Here is a 25,222-nt window from a genome sequence, read left to right as displayed (position 1 = left end):
TATCTATTCCAGTTCGAGCTTCAGTTGCACAAAAAATGACGTCTCCGCCGCAGGGATGTAGTATGCGCCTGTGATGGCGGGTGAATCCCGGAAAGAGTAGAATTCACAGAATCCCGAAGTCTCGTACTTGCGGTTGAAAATATTGTCTACTCTCCCTGACAGCAGAAGCCGTCCTACTCCGGCGGGATTGCTCAAAGCAGCCGATGCTGATGCCGAGAATGTCACAAAAGGTTCAACCGATATCGCCTTGATACCGGCGTTGTCGATGTACTGCCTTCCCGCGAATTTGCTTCTGAGAGCAAGTCGATACCGGTCAAACTGCAAGTCAGCCAGAATATTCCCGAGATATGTTGGGAATCCCTGCAGGGGGTTGTCGGAGTAATCGACTGTGACCGTGCCCAGTTGATTCCAGTCGCTCGAATTATCATAGAGAATCTGGCTGACCTTGAAATCTCTTGCCCTATCGTAGGTTACGGAGAGATTGCCGCTGAGTGACAGAAAGTCGAGGGGTTTGTATCCGGCCGTCGTCTCAATCCCGGCATGCACCGATCTGCTCGCATTTATGGTCAGCGGGACCCCGTCATCTGTATATCCACCCGCCGGGATTATCTCGTTCCCGAATTCCATCCAGTAGAGATTGACGCCTGCATTCGCTACACCGGTCCTGAAAGATCCACCCAGCTCGAAATCGTAAACTCGCTCAGGCTTGATACCGAGCGACGGCACAGCATATGGATCATTCGCATCATATATAGAAGCATCGTCCGGTGTGCGCGATGAGACAGCGGCACTGACCGAGAATGTGAACCGATTGTCCGGTTTGTAGCTGATCGCCGCCCTGGGTGATAGAAACAGCCAGTTGAGATCATAATCATTGTCGCTGACAAAAGCACCCATCAGAGTCTGATCGAAGGTTTGCTGGATGAATCTCGCTTGAAGACTCGCATTCAGATTGAATTTGTCTGTCAGATCGTATCTCTCGCTGGCATATATCGATCCGGAGAATCTGTCCCCGAAATACTCATAGTATTTGTGGCGCGGACTGATCATATCTGATGTCACACCCTCGGCCCACACCACTTGGCCCCAATGCTCCGAGTCAAAGAGATAAAACGCGCCCCCGACCGAAAACTCGCCCGAATCATGTTTGATGTCGAGCCGTGGATTGAGGCCGTATTGATTCTTTACAACCCATTGCTGACGAACGAGATCACCCTCACCATATGCTGATGAAGGGCTCCCGTTGGTATCTTCATAAATTATGGGCGGGATATTGTACTCTTCGAAATCTCGACTCTCTTTGTACTGCTCGTAATAACCGCGCCCTCTTATATAGTACAAAGTGTTACTCAGAGTCATCCTTTCGTTAAGATGATAGGCATTGTGAATCTCATAATGCGGCTGATTGAAATTGTCGGTCTCGTTCGGGTATGTCAGATAGTTATCCCGGCGGTCTGCATCGAGCGTCGCACGATCACTGCCATAGTAGGCAAGGTGCATCTGCATTGGACCGCCGTATGTGTTGAATGTTGTCGTCATATTCGGATCGAGTCGCGAAACAGACAGGAAGTAAGACCAGCCATCATACCACGAGTTCTCGCGGTACCCGTCACTGAACATCTTCGAGTATCGTCCAGCGAAACTCCACCTGCCATCGACCAGACCGGATGAATATTCGAATGCCTGCTTGCGGACATCGCCAATCACCGCACCATCGTGCAGATAGCTTCCGTAACCGGCGGAAAGAGAGACCTTTCGCGGACGGTCCAGCGCAGCTGACACTATATTGACCGACCCGCCGAATGAGGCGTCTCCATAGGACGAGTTTCCTATGCCTCGCTCGATCTGGATGTCGGTCACCTCTGCGGCGAAATCGGGCAGATCGACGAAATATGTCGCCTGGTCCTCGGGATCGTTGAGCGGTACACCGTTGATATAGACAGAAATTCTCTTATCATCAAAGCCACGAATCTTGAGGTAGCTGTAACCCATCCCACCACCGGCATCAGCGTACGAGAAGAGATTCGGCGTATTTTCGAGTAGAAGTGGAAACTCGCTGATCAGATAGTCGCGATTGATCTGATCGCTGGTGAAATCTGTGTATGGTCGCGCAGGATTCGAATCATCAAGCCTGCTTGCGTGTACGGTGACACCGTCGGCGACATAGGTGGAACGTTCAAGAATGATGTAGAGCGCCTCATCCAGATTGACCTCCTTCATCACAGGCCTGAAACCGACATGCGAAAACGTGATATTCAAACCGTCGGCGCCCGGTAGTTCGATATTAAATTGTCCATTCTCGGCAGTCGGATTGTAACTGGTTCCACCGATCGTGATATTGACATTGGCAAGTCGGTTGCCGTCGGCATCGGTTACAACTCCCGATATTGCCTCACCACTCGCATTGGCGAAAGCGGCAAGCATCAGTACAATGGTTGCGATCGCTCTAAACATAACACCTCCAAAAAAAAATCCGCCTTCTCCCAAATGAGAGAATTGACGGACTATTTACAGTAATCACACTCATGACACCGTTTCCCTCCGCCGGCATTATCCGGATCAGGTTGGGGGGTATGATCTCAGGCGATGACTTTGCGCCACCCCCAACGGTCGTCGCATATTTACTTCCACATAATATACGTGATGTTGAATCGGGATTGCAAGGGATTTCTGGGGCAGATGTGCATATCTTATAATTTGGACTTTGGGAAATTGATGGAATAGAGGGCTCAGCCTTAGGATTGAAATTGAACGAGGTTAAGCCCAATGGTGAGCTCCGGTTCACCGAGAGAACTTTTCGGTATCGTTGGTCGGAAGTGAGGCGAGTTTTGGGGACGATTTGAAGGACAGAGTGAATTTGGCAGCCATGAGGTCGTTGCGGGATTTACTGGCGCTGTCAACGCGTATTGAGCAAATGGGTGACCTTTCCAATCTCTATAACGCAGAAGTGTGGAGGTTCTGTGAAGTCAGCTAAGCTTGCCAAATCAACTGTAAGATGTACTATGAGCTTGATTCGGCCATATTCTGCTTCACAATTAGAACGTCGTCAGCCTCTTGATTATCTTTTTCAGCTCATCAATGTCGAGCGGTTTTCCTATCTGGGCCTCTGGTCTAGCCTCAAGTGGTGCGTCTTCGACGTCAGCAAGGCGTGCCGACATGGATATGAGAGGCGGACACTGAATATCCATATCCGTACATTTCTCTCTAAGAAGCGTAATTTGATCCATCCCTTCGAAGCATCTTACGCCGTCCTTCTCCAGAGGTGTTTGTGCATCCAGAAGTACACAGTCGGGGCGATGGTCACGAATTGACCTGATTGCCGCACCCAACCCGCCGGCAATCTCGACATCATACTCTGAAGGAAGCAAGACGGATAGATCCTCTGCAAACTCAGGCTCGGAGTCAATTACAAGAATCGAGCACTCCCTGACGGTAGATTCATCTTTCATGAGGTTTCCATCGTTTATTGAGTCTCAGATTCTGTTTGCTTGCAACTAATGGCCGGCGACGCCATGTCGGCGCCGCCGGTGCCTTACCACAGGTGAGCTGTAGCTCGACCGATGCTACTTCACCAGGGCCATCTTTTTGGTTTCACTGAAGCCTTCAGTATCGAGTTTGTAGAAATATATGCCTGAGGCCTTATCGTGACCATCCCACTCGACAGAGACTTCGCCGACTTGGGTCGCGGTGCCTTCGATCTTGTCGACTATCTGCCCCACAACGTTGTATACGGTCAGCGTATAGTTGCCCGCCTTATGCATATAGAAGCTGATCATCGTAACCGGATTGAACGGATTCGGATAGTTCTGGTTCAGCTTATATCCCGACGGTAGCACGGGCTGATCAAATGCATCCCTGTAAATAACGGTTGTGCTGCCGCCACCATCCGAGGCGAGTATTGTTTTCAGAAGCTTTACTCTTGAATTGGCGGCACTCTCAACTTCAATCACGTCGTGATTTCCAGAGGGACATATAGCCTGACCTTCGATATCGAACAGACCGACTTTCAGGCGACCATCGACAATTCCATAGAACAACTCCATTCCCGGTACAAAAGACCTGACAGAAACACCTCGGAAATCCGCTCCTTCAAATTCGAACTGATAACCACGCACCGCTACTCTTGAATCCACACTGATCATCTGAGAGGAACGAGTATAGCTATCTTCAGGGATCACAACAATCTGAGCGGCGGCGAAAGCGTCCTTCGCTTCTGAGTTGATAGCGTGTTCAATCCGGGCAGGCCATGGCTCTCCGCAGTAGATATAGGCAATCAGAGACACGACGTCATCAATATCAATATCACCTGAAAGATCAGCATCGCCGGATTCGATTGGACATGGTGGATTGCCGCTCTTGAAAATGTAGCTGGCAAGAACCGTGATGTCGAGAAGATTCACATGCATGTCGTAGTTCACATCACCGCGAATCTTGCCGATGAACGTGAAGGATCCCGATGCGCTCAGGCTGCGATCATCATTCAGTTGCGCTGTTACTGTGTAATCCTGAATCGTTGTGTCTAAAGGCGGCGGATAGCAGGAGATCACATTGGCTAGCGGGAAAATCAATTCGAGGACTTCGCCAGTGTACCCACTCATTGCAGGAACAGTGTTGACTTCGATCGGTGCAATCGAACCGTTCAGCAGCAGGCTCGTCGTATCGACGTCTGACGCGGAGTAGCCACCGCTGAAATTGCCGACATATATCGTGTCCATCTTCGGATCCATAGCAAATTCCCAGTATATGTACACTGGATCTGGAGTCATTTCAGTCTCGGCAGAGATAGGTGGGATCGGAAGGTCAGCCGTATAATGATACACGCTCCACTGATTGCTGTTGGAGAAGCATGTCACAAGATGCCCGCCGTCGATAGCCGGTCCAGACATCTGCGGGCCCGTCTGTCCGCTGGAATGACACCACAGACTGTCCCCGGTGTACGCATTCAGTGCGTAGAGCTTTGCCGGACTGTCGGTCGAGACATAGACAATACCCGAAGCCACCGATGGTGAGTAGCATCCACCGTCTCTCTGGAATGTCCAGATAATCTCGCCGTTGTCATCGCAGTCAAGGGCGTACAATGTCTCGTTTGCGCTCACGAAGAACTTACCGTCATATAGTGCCTGCGTTTGAGAAGGATAGCCCGCTGACACAAGATGTTTCTGCCAGTAGAGATTTCCGTTAGATTCATCAAGGGCGTATACATTGATGTTACTATACCCGGCAACCATGTACACCGTCGAATTATGATATGTTGGCGTATTCACGCCCCAAGAGTGACCGGAAGAGAACGACCAGGACGGCACACCAGTGGCCGCATCGAGACACAGGAGTCTGCCCCCTCCGTCAGATACGAAGAGTCTCGATCCATCGTCTGAAACAGCCGGTTGGCTGAAACCGTGATTGGTCGGATTTGTGTAGTTCCATAGTGTATGAAGATCGTTTGCATCCACTGCAAGCAAACCGAACGGCCCCGACCAGTAGTGCGAGTATCCAACATAAACGATGCCATTGGCCACACAAGGGGGTTCCGGCTCGCCCGGCACATCCACAAAATCGACAAGAGCGCCAGTGCCTTTGTCGAGTTTATAGAGCCTGCTGCCCGAGGAGGCTGTCTTGCTAGCTGTTACATAAACATACTCACCAGTCACGCATGGGGTCCTTATTCGTCTCTCGCTATCGCAGAAATCCCATACGATCTCGTTGGTTGTGAGATCGTACGCGTAAACGCAGTCTGAAATTCCCCCGACATAGGCCATTCCATCGACAATCACTTCTCCCGACAAGAACGACGCGCTTCCCGTACTGACTGTGAAGCTGTCCAGCAATGTGAGCGGGGGTTGCAGTGAGTCAGAAGTGCTGCCCGTGTGCTGCAGATCGTGACAAAGCGTTGGCCAGCCAAGAAGGGTGCTCGAACTACTCTGATGAAACATATAGATCAGGTCGTTATCATTACCGACAATCATATCAGTGAGACCATCACCATCAAAATCCGCTGAGCCTGATGGGATTCGAAAACGTTCCGTAGCACCATCCGGTGCATTCTTCCAAAGAACGGAACCATCAAGGCCAGAGAGCACGAACAGTGAATCGCCATCGCGCAGCGCAGCTGTGACACCGGCTGTCGACCCTGTTCCGAGAGATATAGGTTCGGCATATCCCACTTGTGATGAGAGGGTGGCGGACCAGAGTTCAGTTCCGTCGAGGTTAGTTGCATAGATAGAATCACGCGAGGACAAACCGATGCCGAGGAATTCCATCTCGCCATCACCATCAAGATCGAACATATTAACCAGAAAACCCTTTGCGCTTGAACTGAAGAGATCAACACCATCATAATTGTAAGCGCTGATGCCACCAACGTTGGTCACCAGATCGTTCTCGTTGTCCCCGTCCATATCGCAGAACCGGACAGTCCACGCCTGACCCGGTTTTGTCCAGACTGGTGTGCCATCTCCTTCAAGAAGGACCATGACCGGTGAGATTGCGTCTCCTCTGCTCGACGCAACGATCTCTGCCGCGCCATCACCATCTATGTCACTGCAATGGGTGACAGCATCATCAGGAAGCGTGTATGTCCAGATGATCGTGCATGTCTCCGGATCGAAGGCATATACTTTTGCCGGACTCGCTGAATAGACACTACTGTCCCACTCGCTGAACACGAGTTCGTTATCGCCATCCCCATCGATGTCCGCAAAGTTTGCTTTGTCATGGCCGAGCCTGTCAATTGCTTGCACGCAGATTACTGAACCATCGTCATCATAGACGTACAAATGATGATCGGCCGAACTGACCGCGATCTCATCCATCGGATCGCCATCAAGATTACCGGCATTGATCGACCCGTACCATCCGGTAGTTTGTGTCCAGAGTATGGTCCCGTCATTGTCGTAGGCCTTCACAATTCCGCTCCAGCCAAGCACGACGACGAATTCGGTTTCCGGATCACTGTCCAGGTTGGCAATCACCATTGCCTCTGGCTTGTCTTCTATGCCGATAGTCTCCACCAAATCGAAATCAGTTTCGCAGAAAGCTACTCCCGAAAGAGACAGCAAGACGAAACTGACAAGCACTGTCAGGATACCCGGTAGTCTGTTCAGCTGTGATCCTACCCATTGATAATCCGTTGCTAACATCTTTCCTTCCTCCTTACTTTCCTGTTTTCACTCATCCGGTAATCTCAAAACCTGGTTTTTTGAATCTCACCTCCTGTATGTCTTTCAAGTTTCATCTCACTTCCTCTTGATTTTCATTCTTTGCAAACTCTGTGCCGAACACGGAGGTGGGCGAAGCAAAGGCAGGGGGTTTCAGCAATGCACTAGATGGCATACAGTTAGAGCAGACTAACAATCAGGTGGTCAGATGATGTCTGCCGTTATTTGCTTAAGATTGTCAACTGAAGTGGACGATATGGAAACTGCAGTTTACAATTCTAATCTGTGGAGATGCCACTGTTGATTGCAGAACCGGGAAGGAAGTTCAAACTGCGGGTACAGACTACTTCGTCGAAAGCCCGCATGTCTCCATCATTTTGATAAGTCCCTGTCGAGAAACACTAATCTCATCGGCAGTTTTTGTCACGTTTCCGCCGTGTCTACTGAGAGCAGCCGAGATGAAATCCCTCTGAAACCGGGAGAGAGCGAGCTGCTTAGCCTCTTCATATCTCTCCGGTAGTGATTCGCAGTGAGAGATGAACGGACCGAAGTGGTGCAGATCCAGTTCGGAGTCGTCGCAGTGCACTACTGCATTTTCGATGACGTTTGCTAGCTCTCTTACGTTTCCCGGCCAGTCATAACTCGAAAGATGTTCGACAGCTCTCTCACTGATGGAGCAGATAGGTTTTTTCATCTCCCTGGAGAACTTGGAAACGAAATGCTTGGCAAGCACCGGGATGTCGCTTTTTCTGTCGGCAAGTGGCGGAATGTACACTGAGGAAACATTTATGCGATAGTACAAGTCCTCCCTAAAGTGTCCATCTGAAATCGCCTGAGGGATGTTTCGATTAGAAGACACCAGTAGCCTACCTGCGAATTTGATAATGCTGTTGCCACCAACCCTGCTGAACTCTCGCTCCTGGATCGCTCTAAGAAGTTTCGCCTGAAGTTCGACCGGTATCTCGGTGATCTCATCGAGAAACAACGTGCCGCTGCCGACAAGCTCGAACTTCCCCGATCTTCGCCCAACAGCTCCCGTGAAGGCTCCCTTCTCATGGCCGAACAGCTCGCTTTCAATCAGTTCGCGCGATAGGGCAGCACAATTGACGGCTACAAACGGCTGCTTCTGGCGGTCAGATAGCTTGTGAATGCCCCTTGCGACAAGCTCCTTGCCCGTACCACTCTTACCGGTAATCAGGACATTTGATGGGACAGCACCGAGTTTTTTCATTTCCTTCAGGATCGTTTTGATAGCTTCGCTCTCACCTATGAGATCTCCGACACGATGTCCGAGGTCACTTTCGAGCAGGTCCAGCCTGCGTAGCAGCGAGCTTTCAGATAGCGCTCTTGTGATTGACAATTCCAGCTTGTCGAGATCGGGGCTTTTGCCGACATAATCGGAGGCGCCAAGCCGCATTGCCTGAACGATCGAGTCTACACTGCGATCAGCGGTAACCATGATAACGGGAAGGTACGGCTGGTCTGCTTTGATCTTTTTGAGGTACTCCAGACCATTGATATCCCCGCCGAGGTCAATGTCGAGAAACACCAAGTCTATCTCGCGATCATTGAGCAGCTTTGTGGCGGCTGCCAGGGACGAAGCCATCAATGATTCGAAAGCGGCCGGCAGAAGCAATTTAAGATCTTCGCGAAAGTCTGCGTCATCATCAATAATGAGGACTCTCAAGTTGCGATCATTCATTAGGAACCAGCTTCATCGTTATTGTCACAGTTGCCCCGGGACGGTCATTGTTGTTGCGAATGGTGATTTTTCCACCGAATCGCTCGATTTGTTGTCTGACATAGAACAAGCCATAGCCACCTTTATCCTGCTTCGTAGAGTACTCCCTGTCAAAAAGCACCTCCGCATTCTCAGCCAGAATCCCGCCGCCCGTGTCCGAAATCGACAACGCAACCGTATCAGCGACGATCGAGATTGCGATACCGATGTTCCTGACCGATGAATCCCGCATGCTTGCGGAAGCATTCGAGAATATCTCCTCGATTATCGAGACCAGATGAGGCCGAGAAAAAAAGACCGCACGGCTTATATCCCCCGTCACGCCGAGTTTTGTGATGCTGATGCCGCTATTCTTGAGTTGAGCCGACAGCGAACCAATCACGTTGTTCACCGTTTCCACAAGATCGACCGACAACTTCGACATCACTCCGATTCTGATATCGCGAACCGACTGTTTCAGTTTGACGGTCAAATCGATCATCTCCTCTTTTCTCAATCTGAATCCGGAGATAGGATCGGCTATGTCGAATTCTGACAGTATTGCGGTCAGCTCCAGATCCAGGTTGTGAATATCTGCCGCCTTGACGGCAAACTCTTCACATCTCGCTGATCTTTCAACCACATCACGCAATTGCCCACTCGTGAATGAACTGTAAGTCTCAAGCGCAGACATTACACGCGGCACGATCGGCTTCAGTCTGGCATCATCTGGCGGAAGATTGTTGAGAAGGAATTCGATGCGCTCAAGATTCCGTCCTGCCGACTGGCCATGCTCAAACGTCGCCAGTGAATCGAGCAATGAATCATACTCGCCGATTCCCTCAGATCGCCTAAAACGAGTTCTGAGTCGACCGTTTACTTTGATTAGAAAGACACCGGCGATTGCGCCTATGATAAGCGCAATGGAGACACTAAACCAGTCCGGCATGCGCCACTTATCATAACCGAGGAGAGTCTCCGGAGCCACATACTTCTCGATCTTGAAAACCCGAAGATCCTCTCCGAAACATTCTTCCACTTGCCGACCCGTAACTACTCCCAAGAAATGCTCGCCATTCTCATTTGCAAAATGGATTGCGAGCTCGATTCTGTCATTACCATCGGTCGTGTAACGGACAAGCGGCTTCATATTCCTGTCAAGGATTACCAATGAATCTTCGCGCCTTAGAACGGTTTCCAATCCGTTTGTCGTGTCACCATCGATATCCACGACGCCGAGGATTCTCCATCTGATGGATTCTCCTTGACAGATCTGATTCAGAGTTGTTCCATCGAGCACGGTCGGGCCGTTGTTCGTTAAGACTTCCATCGTGCCGTCCAAATCAAGATCGGCAACGACGAGATCTCCGAAAGCATCTGGAGGATCGAAGCTATGCTGAGCCAACTGCCGGCTGGTCCTCAAATCCAATATGCTGAGTTTCCTGACATGTTCGTCAAACCCTGATGCCTTATCAAGCAAGTGAGTCATATATAGCTCAATTGTGCCGTTTCCATCCCCGTCAGCAATTGCAAATCTACTGGCATGAAAATCCATGCTTCCGCCGAGATCCTCTGCCCACAGAGAATCACCATTATAATCAACCGCGTATAGGAATTCTGAATTGTCCGTTACTTCGCGGGCAAAGCATCCATTCGCGGTAACATAAGTCCCAAGATAAACCTCGGACTCTCCATCGCCGTCGGCATCCGCGAATTCCACTTGTCCGATATTAGAAGCGGTCGGGAAGGACCAGATCAAATCTCCTGAAGGAAAATCATAAACGAAAAGGCCTCTCGGATAGCAGTCGAAGCCTACCGCGCAGACAGCGACAAGTTCTTTGTCACCGTCATTTTCGAGATCAACCACATAGCAGGCATCTAACTCACCATCCCAGCCCGGGCCACGCCATGATTTTCGGGACCGAATGTCGCTCCCTATGATCGCCTTTGTCTTGCAGATTACGTGATGCTGTTCGTCTGAATAAGAGGTTACTCTGATCCAAGCGCTGTCCCCGCTTATGTCCTGCATCAGGCTGATTAGCTCATCCCCCCTTTCACCGTCCACATCAGCCGCAAGGAGATGTTTCATGAACACGTTGGGGTCCTCCTCACCGTGATGAAGCCAACGATTGGCGAGAAACTCTGTGGAGCTGAACTCTCTGATACAAAATGTCTGCCTATCACTGCTCAATTCCAGAAATTCAGGTTGTGAATCTCCATCAAAGTCCGCTACCAGAAAGTTTCCATGATTGCGTGTGACGTAGACTTGTATGAGATTGAGGTCATATGGCTCTACCGCGGCCGATGACATCATTGGCGAAACAGCAACGATGGCAACCGCCATCAACATAATCCTGTCGATTGACTGTAAGTATCGAGCGGAAGATCCGTGGATCATAAGTCAGCTTTTCCTGCCGTGATAAATATCGGACAAGTTTATCTATTCAAAATTAAGAACTAATCAGCTGTTAGTCAAGTCATTATAGTGGTGAGATCTCGTTATGACCGTAAGTGAATCTGCCTGCAGATTGTATTCATCAGTTTTGCCAAATCACACTTGTGAATTTCGGTTGACGCAGGTCCCCACCGGTTCAAAGCATATAATTGTACGCCAAGCGGCAAATCTGCCAGCGTGTAAGATTATTAACGGAGGAAGGTCGACAATCCCAGTCAAGCGCTATTTGCCGGCTTTTTCATTATCGGTCGAATTTCGCATTATGGATGACACTGCGAGCTTGAAACAGACTATGCTGAATCTTCGGAAGCCACTCCTGGTTCCTGCTGCGACATCGGAAGATTTTCAGAAAAATGCTGTCAGCTGGTCACAAAACTGGCACGGTTCAGGAAGTTGTGGGGTCTCCGTCAACGCAACTCGCTGACTGTCACGCGCTTTCCACTGTAGTTGCAGTAAGAGGCGGCGATAGCGGAGTTCGAGTCCACAAATTGACGCCGCCTGAATTTGTGGATAATGAGACAGCAGCTCGTGCGAACAGTCTCGCAAAGCTTGCTTGAATGGCTGCGGCGGGCTGTTACCAGCCCGCCGCATTGTCCCTGCCTCACGCAGGACGTCCCGGTTCCCCAGGGACTTTATTTCATCAGCAGCATCTTCTTGCAATCAGAGTATTCTCCAGCTTCGATTCGATAGAAGTATACTCCCGAAGCAACAGATGCTCCGCCATCATCGCGACCACTCCATGTCACTGTGTGATAACCAGCCTGTTTGTAATCATCTACGAGGGTTGTTACGCGTTGACCCATGATGTTGTGAATCTCGAGTTTGACGTATGAGTCGGATGGCAGACTGAAGCTGATCTCGGTTGTTGGATTGAATGGGTTGGGGTGGTTCTGATTCAGCGCGAAATTAAGCGGCAGGATTCCACTTGATGCCTGCTCGCTCACAGATGAATTCAGATGCCCGCCCCCCTTTGCGACGATGATCGAATTTGTCAATTCCAGCTTGCCATTTGCACCGGTGATTTGGACTATGTCATTGCTTCCAGCCGGAATCATGTGGGTGCCGTACAGATCGAGCAGCCCGATACGAAGCACACCACCAGAATATCCGTAGAACGTCTCGATACCATCGACAAGACTCTCGACACGAACATTCACAACGTCATGACCGACAGCAAACTCAAGCTGAATAGCCTGCACATCGCGGTCGGCGGTGAGAGAGATTGTGGAACTCTCTTCGTTCGCATTGCCTGCGATGGAGAGGCTTGCGTTACCGACGATGGTCTTTTCGAATGGCAGTGGGATATAACAGTACGGTACCGGCTCCGGCCCTCCTGCAAAGATGTATGCAATGAGATAGACAACATCATCGATGTCGATGCCGCAGCTTCCGTTCGCGTCACCTGCTTTGCTTTCACAAACAGGCGCTGGTCCGCCCATAAAGATGTAGTTGATTACATAGACAACATCATCAATGTCAACAGTACATGAACCGTCGGCGTCACCGGGCACATAGCCGGAGATCTTAGTTGAATCGAATGTGACATCAGGCGCATATAGTACACCGAGCGTATCAACGAGCGAAGTGCTGAAGCAATCGAATTCAGCACACAGAGTCGTTGTATCCGGTGGCTGCAGCCACATCTCACCTGCGAATGCGCACTCATCATTGAACATGATCTTAGCGATCGGAATATCTCTCGTAATCTCGTCGGCAGGATCGAGAGGGGTTCCGCTCAAGTTGAAAAATCCAATGTCGATAGTCATTGTTGTCGAATCGATTACACCCAGCGTGGGGTTCCACGACTCCACACGAGTACCAGCAAAACTAACATCTGACGGATGGAACGGCCATCCAGCTTCACTATAGTCGAGGACAATATGTCCCGCGCTAACCGGTTCCTGGTTGGCCAGATAGATTGGCAATTCAGCTTCCATACAACTCGGCTCGATAGCCGAATTACCGACGAAGAGGGTGTCGGGTCGGGTATACGGCCCGGTCAGGTTTTCAAGAATCGAGACACTGTTGTCGTAATAGCAGGCCACCGCCAAGTCGGAATCACCGTCCAGATCGAGGTCAGAAGCAAAGATACCCCAGGGATGGCTACCGACCGTGTACGCGGAATCCAGAGCAAATGTACCATCACCGTTGTTCAATAGGATAGTCACATCATCCGACAAAGGATTCGCCACCGCCAGATCAGAATCTCCGTCGCCGTCAAAATCGGCGGCAGTAACTCCCTGCGGCCCATCACCCGCTGGGTAGTGGACGGCATCCGAAAAAGTACCGTCACCATGATTCAACAGTACCGATGCGTTGTCCGACTGTTGATTGGCCGTCGCCAGATCAAGATGGCCGTTACCATCAAGGTCGGCAGCAAAGACATCAAAGGGGGCATCACCGACTGGGTAGTTAATGGTATCCTGAAAGGTACCATCACCGTTGTTGAAGAGAATGGACACGTTGTCCGTCCCGGGATTGGCCGTCGCTAAGTCAAGATGGCCGCTACCATTAAGGTCGGCAGCAATGACCGAATAGGGGCCACCAACAACTGGATAGTTGATAGTATCTTGAAATGTGCCGTCACCGTTGTTGATTAGGATGGACAAGGTGCCCGCCGCTGCGTTTGCCACGGCCAGGTCAAGATGGCCGTCACCATCAAGGTCAGCAACGAAAACCGAATAGGCGTGATCACCAATTGCGTATGCACCATTCTGAGTAAATATGCCTTCGCAGTTGTTCAACAGGATAGACACGTCGTCTGAAACGGCATTGGCAACGGCCAGGTCCTTACAGCCGTCACCATCAAGGTCGCCAGCGAAGACTGAAAAGGGTCCATTACCGGCTGCATAGTTGATGGCTGCCTGAAACGTACTATCGCTGTTGAGCAGGATAGATACATTATCTGAGTGGTGATTGGCCACAGCAAGGTCAGGAATGCTATCGCCATTAAGGTCGGCGGCAAGAACTGAAATGGGGTTGCTACCGACGGGATAGTTGATTGCCGGGTCGAAGAGTGCGCCATCGGCATAGCCGCTCTGCGCACCGAGAAACAGAATCGTGAGTACCAGCAACACCTCTGGAATCGGAGCAGAGATAATAGAAAGGATCTTAGTGTGTTGCATTGATACCTCCTCGCAGTAGTTAGTTTGTTGTACAAGCACCTTGCGCGCGCCTTTCTTCTACCATATGCATAGGTACCAGAGGAACAATCTGTAGAAACTATTTTGAGAGAGATTCAAGAGCGCGGAGTTTGCCCTCGGTCACCCACCCAGAAGCGGACCAATAAGTAACGGCGTCTCGCAAGGTGTTTGAATAGGATTGCCAGTCGACAGGATTGAGTTTCCCATCGCTTACCAGGATATTTCTGCTCTGTTTGAACCCGTCACTAATTGAAACGCCAGCAATCCTGTAACTCGCATCGAAGTCATAGCAAATGTTAGATTCCTGATCAGGTATGTGTTCAGTGATGTCAGCTGCCGTGCTGCCATTCTGGAATACCCACAACTTGTTTGGCCCATTATATTCATTCTGATATGAAGTGCTGAGGTCTGTCTGAGGAAAGAGAATGTAGCTCAATTGACTGCCGGGCACGAATGAGGAGGAATCGTAATATCGACAGTCATGGGGCGGAGAGAACCCGACAGTAGAGTCTATCGGTAATGCGAACATTGATGCGCATCCCATGACGTTGTTAATGCCAAGAAAAACGAGTTGCCCTGTGCGTTCTGTCGAAAACAGGTCTTCGCTGACTTGCACCATGCCCGGATGAACATACCAACCCAGCAGTTCTCCTCTCAAACTCCAGAGGGTTATATGCGCTTGAGACGGATAGGACCTGAGGATGGATGCTACTACAAGATGATTCCCTTTGCCTTGAACGAATTCGATTCCCCCAGCTGCCCAAGGCACTTCGCGGCTTGAATCTCCGAGGATATTGTCAGCCAAAACGGCGCTGCGTTGAAACATGAGACTGCCATCATCTTGATATACCCACAATATTGTATTACTCTCGCAGGGATTAGCTGCTGAAATATTTGGAATGAACGCAATCTCGTTTAGTAGATCACCATCAATATCGCCTATCTCCCACTTGGAGCTTGCGCGAATTGACTCGCATTCATATTCAACGGCCCAGACTTCTATCGAATCCCTGTTCAAAGCCTGAAATCCCCTCTCCGTGACTCGCACATACTGCGGATTCCAATCAAACCCCACCCACGCCTTCGGATATATCAAGCATAGCAGGAGATAGCCGAGGGCGAGAAGAATTGGGATTTGGAGTTTGGTTGAGCGTGTACGGCGGAGTGTCTTCCGTGCAACATATACCCCCAGGCCAACTTTCTCTTCGCGGATGATATTTCGGTTCTCGATTGCGTCGGTCAGGGATTCGACTCCGATCAGTTTCAGACGGCGTCGTGGATATTGCTCGCGCAATTTCTCAAGATGATCCCGAACGACAGGCAAGTTTGCATCGGGTACGACCAAATGCCTTACAGGAGAGAAAAACGACCGCTCGATCTTGAGATTGAGAGTGGCGTCATTGACAGAGTTGACCGTGCCGCCGCTGTCGATACTGCCGGTAACTGCGATATCGGATGCAATGAAGTTATCCTGACGCAGGATCTCAGGCTTCAGAAGCTGCGTATATGTCAGCAGTCCAATCGCTAAACCGATCGAATCGCCGGTGAATGTCTGCTTACTATTCTTGACGCCGAAATGCGCATGATAATACGCTTCGCATTGTCTTCTGAATCCAGAGCGTTTTATCAATTGCCGCACGGCTTCGAGTGACTGATATGCAACCCCGATAAACGGATCATCTGGTGACTTGATCTGATTATCGAACGTTATCTCGTCGGTAGTCGCTGATTTCCCAAACAGCTCTACCTTTCCTGACAACGCTTTCATCCTTCCGCGCCATGCACGGCCGGAATCGTCTCTGTCGACAAACAGCGCGTAGATTCTCTCCTGAGAGATTGACTCGCGTTGCGTTTGCCATTTCTCGTGGAGACTGCTCAGGAATGCGTCGAGCGAGCTGTGTCGACCGCGTACGTGCTCCATCATCGCTTGGAACGCTTCGAATTCGCTGAGGTCGTCGACATCTTCCGGAAATCTGGTCTGAATAGTGCCGCCGGACATCTCTGCGACAACGTGCAGACCATCTTCAATCGACCCAGCGTAGAAGTATCGCATCGCCAACTGCTCAGAGACTGTTCTGTTGCGCTCAGCAAGTCTGTCGTGAAGCGGTGTCAGCCGTTCAAGAAGGTGCAGTTGCTGCAGCATCGACTGTATCGTTTGCAACTCTTCTATTGTCAGATCATATAGGCTCTCTTCGTTGATTAAATGCAATATGATGGGTACGAGCTCATCGACATAGCTTTGATAGGAAGGATTGTCAGCGTTTTGCTGGAGGGTTGGCCAGAAATCTACAAGCCGGACGAGCTGGACATCAGGAATGTTGCAAGCCGCCAGGTCAGACTTGAGGCGCGCAAATTCTCTGGCAAATTCTAACAGGGACATTGCTCTCACCTGAATAACCTGATATCGACTTCTGATTCCGAATCGGTCAGCTCGAAGGAGACAGTGCTCGCTGTCGATGTCTTTGATGTTCTGGAAATGTCACCCTGAGATACAAGCACGCGCACCTCCCCAAAATCCTGCTTGCCATCGAGTTCGAGAATTCGGATCACGATCTGTTTGCCCTCTCTCTTGCCGCGAAATTCGACCGATATTCTGTCAGATTCCGGCGAAGTGAGTTCTACTTTCTCGGAATATGTGGTCTCATCAGGATCGTATTCAAGAGGCTTCATCGAGAAGATCGCATCCGGCAGCTTGATTTGCCATCTCAATTTCGACAATTCGACTTCAGGTGTGCGCTCGACAACTGCCTTGCCGTTACGATCGGTGATCAATTCCCAGCCAATCTCCGGAACCTGTATCATGATATGACCCGTTAAATTCGGGTCGTCGGAAATCAATTGCACATACTCGATTCCCTTAGTGCTGTCGCGCATTATTCGCAGGATGGCCTCGGGACTCTCTGAGCAGAGTGTCGCTATGTTCACTATTTCGGGCTTGAAGCTCTCGCTGCCGTCAGCGGCCAGCTTGAGAGGCGATGAGACATCTTCGGTTAGGGGCTGCAGGGCGATAGTCATACCGCGAATTGCTCTTCTGAAGAGCGTATCCGCAGAACGCAGCGCATGAGACGGGATGTCGGCATCCTTAACGGCCTCGATGGATTCGAGATAAGACCTGTAATCCTCACAGAATTCCGAGCAAAACTCGCATTCTTCGATATGGTCGGAGATGCGCTCTCGCTCGGCTGCGTCCTGCATGCCCTGTTCCGCGAAGAGTCGTAGTCTATCCTTTGACGGATGCATACTCCGCCCTCCAGTAAATGTTCATAAATCTAATAGTCCCCATATCCGAGAGATGTAGCTTTTTTTCTGACAAATTCCTTCAGATAGTCAATCGATTTGTTCACGAGCGTCTCAAAAACGTACTTGTAGTCATCAAGATACCGGTCGCATGCCTCCGGCGACATATTCTCCTTGAAGTATCTCGGAATCGGGTCGGTCTGGCCATGCTCACAAAAATCAGAGAGATATGCACTCAGCGCAGTCATCAATCGGACTGATTCACTCTCAGAGATTCGTCCGTTCTCGCGAAACTTGATGAGCAGATCAGTCTCGGCCCATTCGAGCGTCGCGGCCATACCTCGATCAAGTTCGCGCCGCAGCATTCCCGCTTTCGGACCGCCCGGTTTGTGCATCAGGTCAGCATAGAATTCTAATTCTCTACAGTTGATAGAAACGACCGTGCTCAAGAGTTCATGCTTGATTGCAAAATTCTGGTAGCCGGTCTCGTCGTTTATTCGCTCAAAAATATCATGACACCATGTGATTCTGGAATTGCTCTCTCTGAAAGCATCCTCCGATACCGATTCCAGGAATTCACCGGTCGAGCGCCTCATATCCTTCCTCAAGTCATGTGCATACTTCAACAGATGCACGTACTCTGCACGGCCCGAATCCGCGCTGCATGAAGCGAATTCTTTGCCTTTCAAAATATCCTTGAATCGTCTCTTGAGATTGTCAATCTGCGGATCATCCTGTTTGCGCAACTTGTGGAGTTCCTGCCGGGCGTGGCCGTTGAGAAGCACCGACAGGCAGGAGCGAATATCCTCGCTCGACACTTGATCATAATCGTGCATCCCATATCTTTCAAAGTGCTCAGATACGAGATGAAACGGTCGGGAGCCATCGCATCTCAGAAGCGTCCCGAGTATGTCGATAGTCAAATCTGAAAGCCGTTGCTCCCTGTCACCTGTTTCTGACGGTAGAATGTATCCCTTGCGTTCAAGAAAGCTAACGCAGCCTAATGTGTGTCTATAGATCAGCTTATAGAATTCATTGAATTTCCTCAAATCGAGAGGTGATTTCAAGAAGTCCCTGATGATATTCTGTGTGTTGCCCATTGTCTGATCTTTGATCTTAGCTGCTGCGAATCATGACCGGTAAGTCATTGTATTGAAAATAGGTGCTTGAGGAGAGCTTGTCAAGGATTGACGATTGCGGTTAGTGTATCTTATGATTTGTACTTTGAGAAGTTGATGAAATAAAGGGCATAACCGTAAGTTTGAAAATGGAAAGAGGTTAAGCCCAATGGTAAGCCCTGGTTCACCGAGAGAGACTTTCGACATCGCTGGTAGGAAGTGAAGGGAGTTTCTTGGGACGATTTCAAGGATCGAATGAATCTGACAGCTAAGAGGTAGTTGGGGGTGTTTGCGGGCACAGCGGTCACAGACGACAGGAGCGGGTCGCTGCAGACGAACAGCTAAGAGATCTGACTACGCGAACAGTTGTTACAGCTGGGACGTGATCTGTAAGCTTGGAGTACTGAGTGGAGTTCTGATGCCTCGTGATCACAGAAGAGTTTACAGGAGTCAGATACCGGAGAGGTACAGTAGACAACTTCCTGAAGGCATCCACTACGAGCGTGTGGTTGGAGACATCACCATGACCGCCTATTGGTTGAAGAACACTGCAGGTGGGATGCAGAAAGCCCCTGGCTTATAGATTGAACCGATAGAGCGGGTACCCGGGTGTCGCCCGCAATTTCGCGTTGTCGGCAACACTGTCGGCTCCAAACAGCCTCACTGGTACCTTGCCAGGCATTCTGTGGATATGCGCCCGCACGGGCAGGTTTTCAGAAAAGTCGCAGCATTTGGTCAAAATATGGGCACGAAATCAGATCTACCGGGTCTCGCGCTGCTGCAAGTCGCTGACTGCCACACGCTTTCCGGCATAGTTGCAGCAAGAGGCGTCGATAGCGGACTTCGAGTTCAGTAGTCACTCCACTCTGAAGCTCATTCCGATATGAGCTGGCATAACACGAGACTCTGCGATTGTGGTATGAAGCTCGCATTCAGAATCAGGGCGGATCCTGGAAGTAAGTCGTTCCTTATCACACATTGGTTAAAGAAATCATCTATCTCACCGGCGAGTGCTTACTTGGCCACGTCGGCGCTTTGGATTACGGAGTCGCAGAAGCCACCGTACTGGCGAGCCCTCAATGGAACAGCCAATCCGCTGGTACAGATTGTCCTTGCATTTGAGGGCACGTCAGTCGCATCTGCAGATCTCGATCACCCTTGGCCTGGAACATGTATACTCGAATCGGATGATACCCAGCCTTCAAAGCAATTGCTCCACCAACAAACCCGCCGCCATGAAGACCATCATTGTCCACAACCAGCGAATCGGAAATCCAGAGAAGGCTGCCATCGTCTGAACTAATCTCAAACTCATACAAACCGTCAGCAGGAACGTTGATCTGACCAGTGAACGTCATACCAAAATCTTCATCACGCGCAAAGGGTGGAAGAAGAACCTGATCCGCCACAAACTCGCGGAGAGCAGCAATCGTATCGAATTCCGGCACTTTGCTCCAGCTTCCTTCGAAATACCGAGCGTTGAGTCCCGGCGCGACGTCAGTGATCACATGCGACGGATGAGGACTCAGCTTCTGAAATGACATAGCGGTGACATACCGGTCGTCGAAACCTTGTCTGATGGCTCGCGCCTTCACAGTCGACGTCGCGGCTATCGTGATTGGCTCGACATAAATCGGAGATGTCTCCGTTGGGTCGGTCCCATCGAGAGTGTAATGTACCGCAGCTCCCGGAATCGGGGTCGATAGCGTTACAGGCACAGGATCGAGGAAAGCGGTCCGTTCGGCGGAGATCCTGGCAAAGGTGCCGGACTCGATGTCGTAGAGTGGCTCAACCGGCCGAACATTCGCGTACGATGACTGTGCTGCAGTAATTGCGAGCACCTTAACACGTGGATTATCCGGCAGAATAAGAGTACGAGCGCCATTCGGAAAACCCATGCGATAGGCATGAAGATATGTGAAGCGATATGCCTCATTGTCACCGTCAGTCGTATGACGATGACAGCCATACCATGCTACAGGCACATGACTGATAAACGCGGGTGCGATTTCATGTGCTTCCTCCATCAGCAGTCTGCCATTTACGCGGTTATTCCACTGTCCCATCGGTTCGGCATAGTCAGGAATATCTACCTCGAATGTGCGGTTGTCCACAGTGAAAGTCTCTGAAGAGGGGCCGTTTGTCGAAGCAGCCAGAATGTACAGACGATTGAACGGTTTTTGAGGCAACTGTATCGTCTGTCCCTTACACGCCACCATATTGTTGTGACCGTCATCAGTTGATCCAGGATTGAATTCAATGTTTTGAAAAGTGCAGTGATCCGGGAGCAAGTCGCCTGATAGAGTATTTCCTTGACCGTCGAAATCACCATCCAGCCGGTTCCGATCAGAGCTGATCCCGTCTTCGTTGAAAGGAAGATCCACGCGCCACGACTCAGGATGGGCAGTCGCGCCATTTTCGTCCTGCCGCAATCTGATTGCAAACGCTTTCGGTTGATACGGCTTGAGATCGAAGGTCAATTCGCCGTTTCCCACCTTAGCGACGTCCAACGAATCCTCGCAACCATCCACCTCTCGCGCCGAAACGACTGCATCAGCGAAGCGCAGTTTGAGTCTACTGTGAAACAGTCCCTGCAACTCCTTGACTCGCACGATAATCTCGTCACTCTCTTCAGCCTGCTTGACTGAGTTAACGAAAGCTCCGGGGAGTTCGTCGGAATCACCTCCATCTGACTGTTCAACCAGCTTCAGGAATGAATATGACTTGCCCAGTGGCCCCTGACGGCTGTCGGTCTGAAATGCGACAATTGGCTGATTGAACCGCGCCGCCTGCCAAGGCACAGTTTGCCGCCAGTCATCCGGATGTCCGGAGACAGCGAATGAAAACTGGTGATGCCCCAAATCCTGCGATTTCTGGTCACCAACCCACATCCATGATTCAAACACACCCGGTGTATGGATCAACGTGAGTCGCAGAGTCCCACGGTCGGGATGATCCCAGCCATACTTGCAGTCGTTGAGCACAGCGACCCCATACTCACCGGATGCTTCCGTGATATCCGCCCATTGGTGCCCGGGGACCTCATACAGCTTCTCTCGATTCAGGCCGCGTCGTATTGTTCCCAGTCCAAGATCATACGTAACACTGTCATTGGCAGCGGTAACCGGGAATGCGACCTTCAGGAGGCGTTCCTTCTCATACCAGTTCACGTCATTGAAGAACTCAATACGGTCTCCAGACAAGCCACCACAGAGCCGAATGATAGTTGCAAATTCGCTGTCGCCGATCTTCCGAATCACCTTAACCGCGGCGCGCACCGGTCCCTCTTCAATCACCTCGATTGACTCGGGGTTGCCGAGCACAGCCAGAGGGGGCTGCATAATATCCTCGTACTGAATTTCCCATGCCGGCCATTGCCTTGGCTTATCAAAGAGAAGCTGATATTGAATCGGCGCGCTAAGCAATTCTTGTTGCTGCATTTTGTCGAAGATCGATGCCACATTTCCGTCGGCGTCGATAGCAACCTTGTATCTTTCATTTTCGAGGCCGGTCGTACTGACTTTGAGAGAGTTCGACATTGATGATGGCTTATTAGCGGATCTAATGTCATAAACGGAATAGCCTACTGAGGGGACGGTGGCCGCGAACAGCAGCATCACTTCATTGCCATTTGTGCTTAGCAACTGCGAAGGCACCTCTCTGCCATCGGGACCAATCACACGCACGTACTCAGGAGTTGACTCATTGAACTTGACTGATGCTTCCACGACATCAGTCCGCTCGATCGAAAGAGGATTGAACAAAACAACGGGTACTCCTTCAGCCCGCGTATCGAGAGCCGAAACTGTGGCTTCAACCGCGTTCTCTAACACCGATGCAAATCGGTTCATCGCCAGTATCTCGTCACTCCACGAGAATTCATACGCCTCGGGGATGCTTGTGCCGGTGAGATCATCATGGAACTGATGCCACAGAAACCGTACCCAACTGTCTCGAAGAGTCTCTCCCGGATAGCTGAATCCTCTGAGATGCGAGGCGATCACCGATGCCCTCTCCGCGGCATCGGCCAGCAGTTCATTCTTTCGATTCCAACGTTTCATCGCTGCCTGGGATGTGTAGCAGCCAACGCCATGACGAGTCATGAGGAGCTCTCCACGGTAATGCGGCAGGAGGTTGGTATCGGCTTCCAACGCCATATCGACAAGGTCATCCGCTCCTCCACACCACACCCTGATGGGACCGTCACTAGCCTCTGATCGCTGAAGCCAATCGACAGACGCCGAGTCGGGTGCGCCTCCGGTATCTCCCGTTCCGAAATATCCGTATCCGGCATATAAACCTGATGCAGTTCCCTGACTATCGATCTGGGCGAGCCAGAGAGTATCGCGACTCAAGTCGTCTTCAATGCGATTGACATAGGCTCCCGGCTTGAGACCGCCGAAAATTGACGAGCCGTCGACTCCTGTCCATACGCCGATATCAAATGGCACTCCTACAGAGGAACCCCAGGAGAGCTTCTGCGTGGAAAAACTCTGAAGACCACAATGGCGTGCGATTGACGGAAGCGCGTAGCCAAATCCGAAGCAGTCTGGAAGGAAGATATCCCGGCTGGTCTTGCCGAACTCACGTTTGAAATATCCGTTGCCATAGAGTGTCTGTCTGACGAGAGACTCGAATGACGGGATGTTGACATCGACCGCATCAACCCAACTGCCAATCACTCTCCAACGGTTGCTGTTGATGTAGCCCTTGAGAAGCTCGTAGTCGTCGGGATAGTATTCCTTGATCAACATATACCGAAAAGCACCTTCGAAACTGAAGACATAGCCCGGAAACTGATCGAGTAGTTTGAAATTGTCCCGAAAAGTGGATGGAATATACTCGTTGATCGTGTTTTGGATAGTCCAGCGCCACTGCGTATCCAGATGCGCTGTCCCGACCATCAGCAACTGTCGTTCAGATCCCGCCACATTTTCCGGCGATTGTGCCAAGCTGGTCATACATCCCAGAATAAGGCAGATCACCAATATCTTCACTATGATTCTCATGCGTTACTCCTTCCCTTCGACTGTGTCAGAAGACACCTGCTTTCTTGCCATTCTCTGCATAGCCAGGTGTTTTAGAAATCCTCGCTGTCTCAATTGGTCGAGCAATACCGCGCCGAGTATCACAAGGCCAAGCACTACCTTCTGAGTATAGCTCTCGACATTGGTAAGATTCATGCCGTTCTGAATTACTGCTATGATAAATGCGCCTATCAGTGTTCCGAAGATGCGGCCTTCGCCGCCACTAAGACTTGTGCCTCCAACAACTACTGCAGCGATCACATATAATTCGTACGTAAGACCATAGGTCGGTGCCCCGCTTTTGAGCTGAGAAGCCATCACAACTCCGCCGAGCCCGGCCAACATGCCGCAAATCACATAAACGAATACCAATACCCCACTGACGCGTATTCCGGCGAGGCGGGCAGCCTCCGGATTACCCCCGACGGCATAGATGTAACGGCCCAACGTTGTTCGGCTCATCACGAGATGAGCGACGATATACAAACCGATCATCAGGAGCACTGCATAGGGAATTTTCAGCAACGGATCAGCCGAGCGCCCAAGGGCCGTGAATCCGTCCGGAAGTTGATAGATCGGCATACCTTGTGAAATGATATAGCCCAGACCTGCCGCAACCTGCATCATTGCCAGAGTGGCTATGAACGGCGGGATGCGAAACTGCGTTATCATAAGACCGCTGAAGGCTCCGACAGCTCCACTGAAAATCACTGCGAGCGTTCCCGCAGCTATCATCGCGAATGTCGAGGCATTCGCACCTCCCCATTGGCCGACGAGCCATGCCGCAATCACTGCTGACAGAGCGATGAGGCTGCCGACAGAGAGATCGATGCCTGCTGTAATGATGACCATTGTCATACCGATTGCTATTAACGCTATCACCGCTATCTGATTCGCCACATTCCGGACATTGTCGGCAAGCAGGAATGTGGGCCAGCGCGTAACCGGAGGCGTGACTATCTGTGCTTCACTCAACTGAGCTACCGATGAGCGTATCGCCCTGACCATCGGCTCAAGTGCCATCGTTACTGCGATGGTTGAAAGTCCTTCGTCTGCCAGGATTCTCAGACTTTCACGAATTGCCGCCGGGTCGCCGGCAATCAAATGTCCGGCGATGCCACGAACTCGTAGAGAGTCCAATAGAGTCTCGGCGAATATACTGTCGCTGCCGTTTGACTGCACAACGATCGCCACTCCGGCGTCGGGAGGAAGCTCAGGCAGCACTGAAATCAAACTGACTGCAGCATCGCGACCGACGGGATGCTGATCCGACATTGTTAGAACTGAGAACAACAGACACAGGAGTACCAGCACACCGAGCATGCCGTAGTCGGATAAGAATCGTGCAAATGAGGATCGATAGCTCAT

At 50.7% G+C, this 25,222-nt stretch carries 12 protein-coding genes and 1 riboswitch; of the genes, 1 reads left to right on the top strand and 11 read right to left on the bottom strand.

The genetic code is table 11. From position 1 onward, the window contains the following. Positions 1 to 3 precede the first annotated feature (3 nt). From KKH67_12240 to KKH67_12200, 9 genes are all read right to left on the bottom strand, one after another. The gene (locus KKH67_12240; GenBank protein MBU1319949.1) at positions 4 to 2,454 is read right to left on the bottom strand and encodes a TonB-dependent receptor; all 2,451 of its coding nucleotides are present in this window, start codon (positions 2,452 to 2,454) and stop codon (positions 4 to 6) included. A 65-nt stretch (positions 2,455 to 2,519) separates the two neighbouring features. Further along, positions 2,520 to 2,615: riboswitch (TPP riboswitch) on the bottom strand. Between the two features lie 420 nt (positions 2,616 to 3,035). Next, positions 3,036 to 3,449, bottom strand: coding sequence for a hypothetical protein (locus KKH67_12235; GenBank protein MBU1319948.1), 414 nt, complete (start codon positions 3,447 to 3,449; stop codon positions 3,036 to 3,038). 114 nt (positions 3,450 to 3,563) lie between these two features. Then, on the bottom strand, positions 3,564 to 7,136 hold the full coding sequence (locus tag KKH67_12230; GenBank protein MBU1319947.1) for a PQQ-binding-like beta-propeller repeat protein: 3,573 nt from the start codon (positions 7,134 to 7,136) through the stop codon (positions 3,564 to 3,566). A gap of 361 nt (positions 7,137 to 7,497) precedes the next feature. Next, positions 7,498 to 8,856, bottom strand: a complete 1,359-nt coding sequence (locus KKH67_12225) for a sigma-54 dependent transcriptional regulator (protein MBU1319946.1) — start codon at positions 8,854 to 8,856, stop codon at positions 7,498 to 7,500. After that, positions 8,849 to 11,218, bottom strand: a complete 2,370-nt coding sequence (locus KKH67_12220; GenBank protein ID MBU1319945.1) for a HAMP domain-containing histidine kinase — start codon at positions 11,216 to 11,218, stop codon at positions 8,849 to 8,851. Before KKH67_12220 ends, KKH67_12225 begins: the two co-directional genes overlap by 8 nt. A 743-nt stretch (positions 11,219 to 11,961) precedes the next feature. Continuing rightward, positions 11,962 to 14,454 carry a VCBS repeat-containing protein gene (locus KKH67_12215; protein MBU1319944.1) on the bottom strand — a complete coding sequence of 831 codons (2,493 nt, stop codon included), beginning with the start codon at positions 14,452 to 14,454 and terminating at the stop codon, positions 11,962 to 11,964. A gap of 97 nt (positions 14,455 to 14,551) precedes the next feature. Continuing rightward, positions 14,552 to 16,852, bottom strand: a complete 2,301-nt coding sequence (locus KKH67_12210; protein ID MBU1319943.1) for a hypothetical protein — start codon at positions 16,850 to 16,852, stop codon at positions 14,552 to 14,554. 5 nt (positions 16,853 to 16,857) lie between these two features. Beyond that, complete coding sequence (locus KKH67_12205) at positions 16,858 to 17,712, bottom strand: hypothetical protein (protein MBU1319942.1); 855 nt, start codon at positions 17,710 to 17,712, stop codon at positions 16,858 to 16,860. Between the two features lie 29 nt (positions 17,713 to 17,741). Continuing rightward, a complete protein-coding gene (locus KKH67_12200; GenBank protein ID MBU1319941.1) occupies positions 17,742 to 18,809 on the bottom strand; it encodes a hypothetical protein in 1,068 nt (355 codons plus the stop codon). Positions 18,810 to 19,245: 436 nt separating this feature from the next. On the opposite strand from KKH67_12200, the gene KKH67_12195 reads away from it, so the two are divergent. Then, the gene (locus tag KKH67_12195) at positions 19,246 to 19,410 is read left to right on the top strand and encodes a hypothetical protein (protein MBU1319940.1); all 165 of its coding nucleotides are present in this window, start codon (positions 19,246 to 19,248) and stop codon (positions 19,408 to 19,410) included. Between the two features lie 493 nt (positions 19,411 to 19,903). Here KKH67_12195 and KKH67_12190 read toward each other — a convergent pair whose 3' ends face one another. Together KKH67_12190 and KKH67_12185 are read right to left on the bottom strand one after the other, a co-directional pair. Further along, the gene (locus KKH67_12190; GenBank protein MBU1319939.1) at positions 19,904 to 23,836 is read right to left on the bottom strand and encodes a chitobiase/beta-hexosaminidase C-terminal domain-containing protein; all 3,933 of its coding nucleotides are present in this window, start codon (positions 23,834 to 23,836) and stop codon (positions 19,904 to 19,906) included. A 3-nt stretch (positions 23,837 to 23,839) separates the two neighbouring features. Further along, positions 23,840 to 25,222, bottom strand: a complete 1,383-nt coding sequence (locus KKH67_12185; protein MBU1319938.1) for an ABC transporter permease — start codon at positions 25,220 to 25,222, stop codon at positions 23,840 to 23,842.

It is taken from the genome of Candidatus Zixiibacteriota bacterium, from assembly GCA_018820315.1.
Lineage (GTDB): Bacteria > Zixibacteria > MSB-5A5 > JAABVY01 > JAHJOQ01 > JAHJOQ01.
This window is presented reverse-complemented; position numbering and strand designations above follow the sequence as displayed.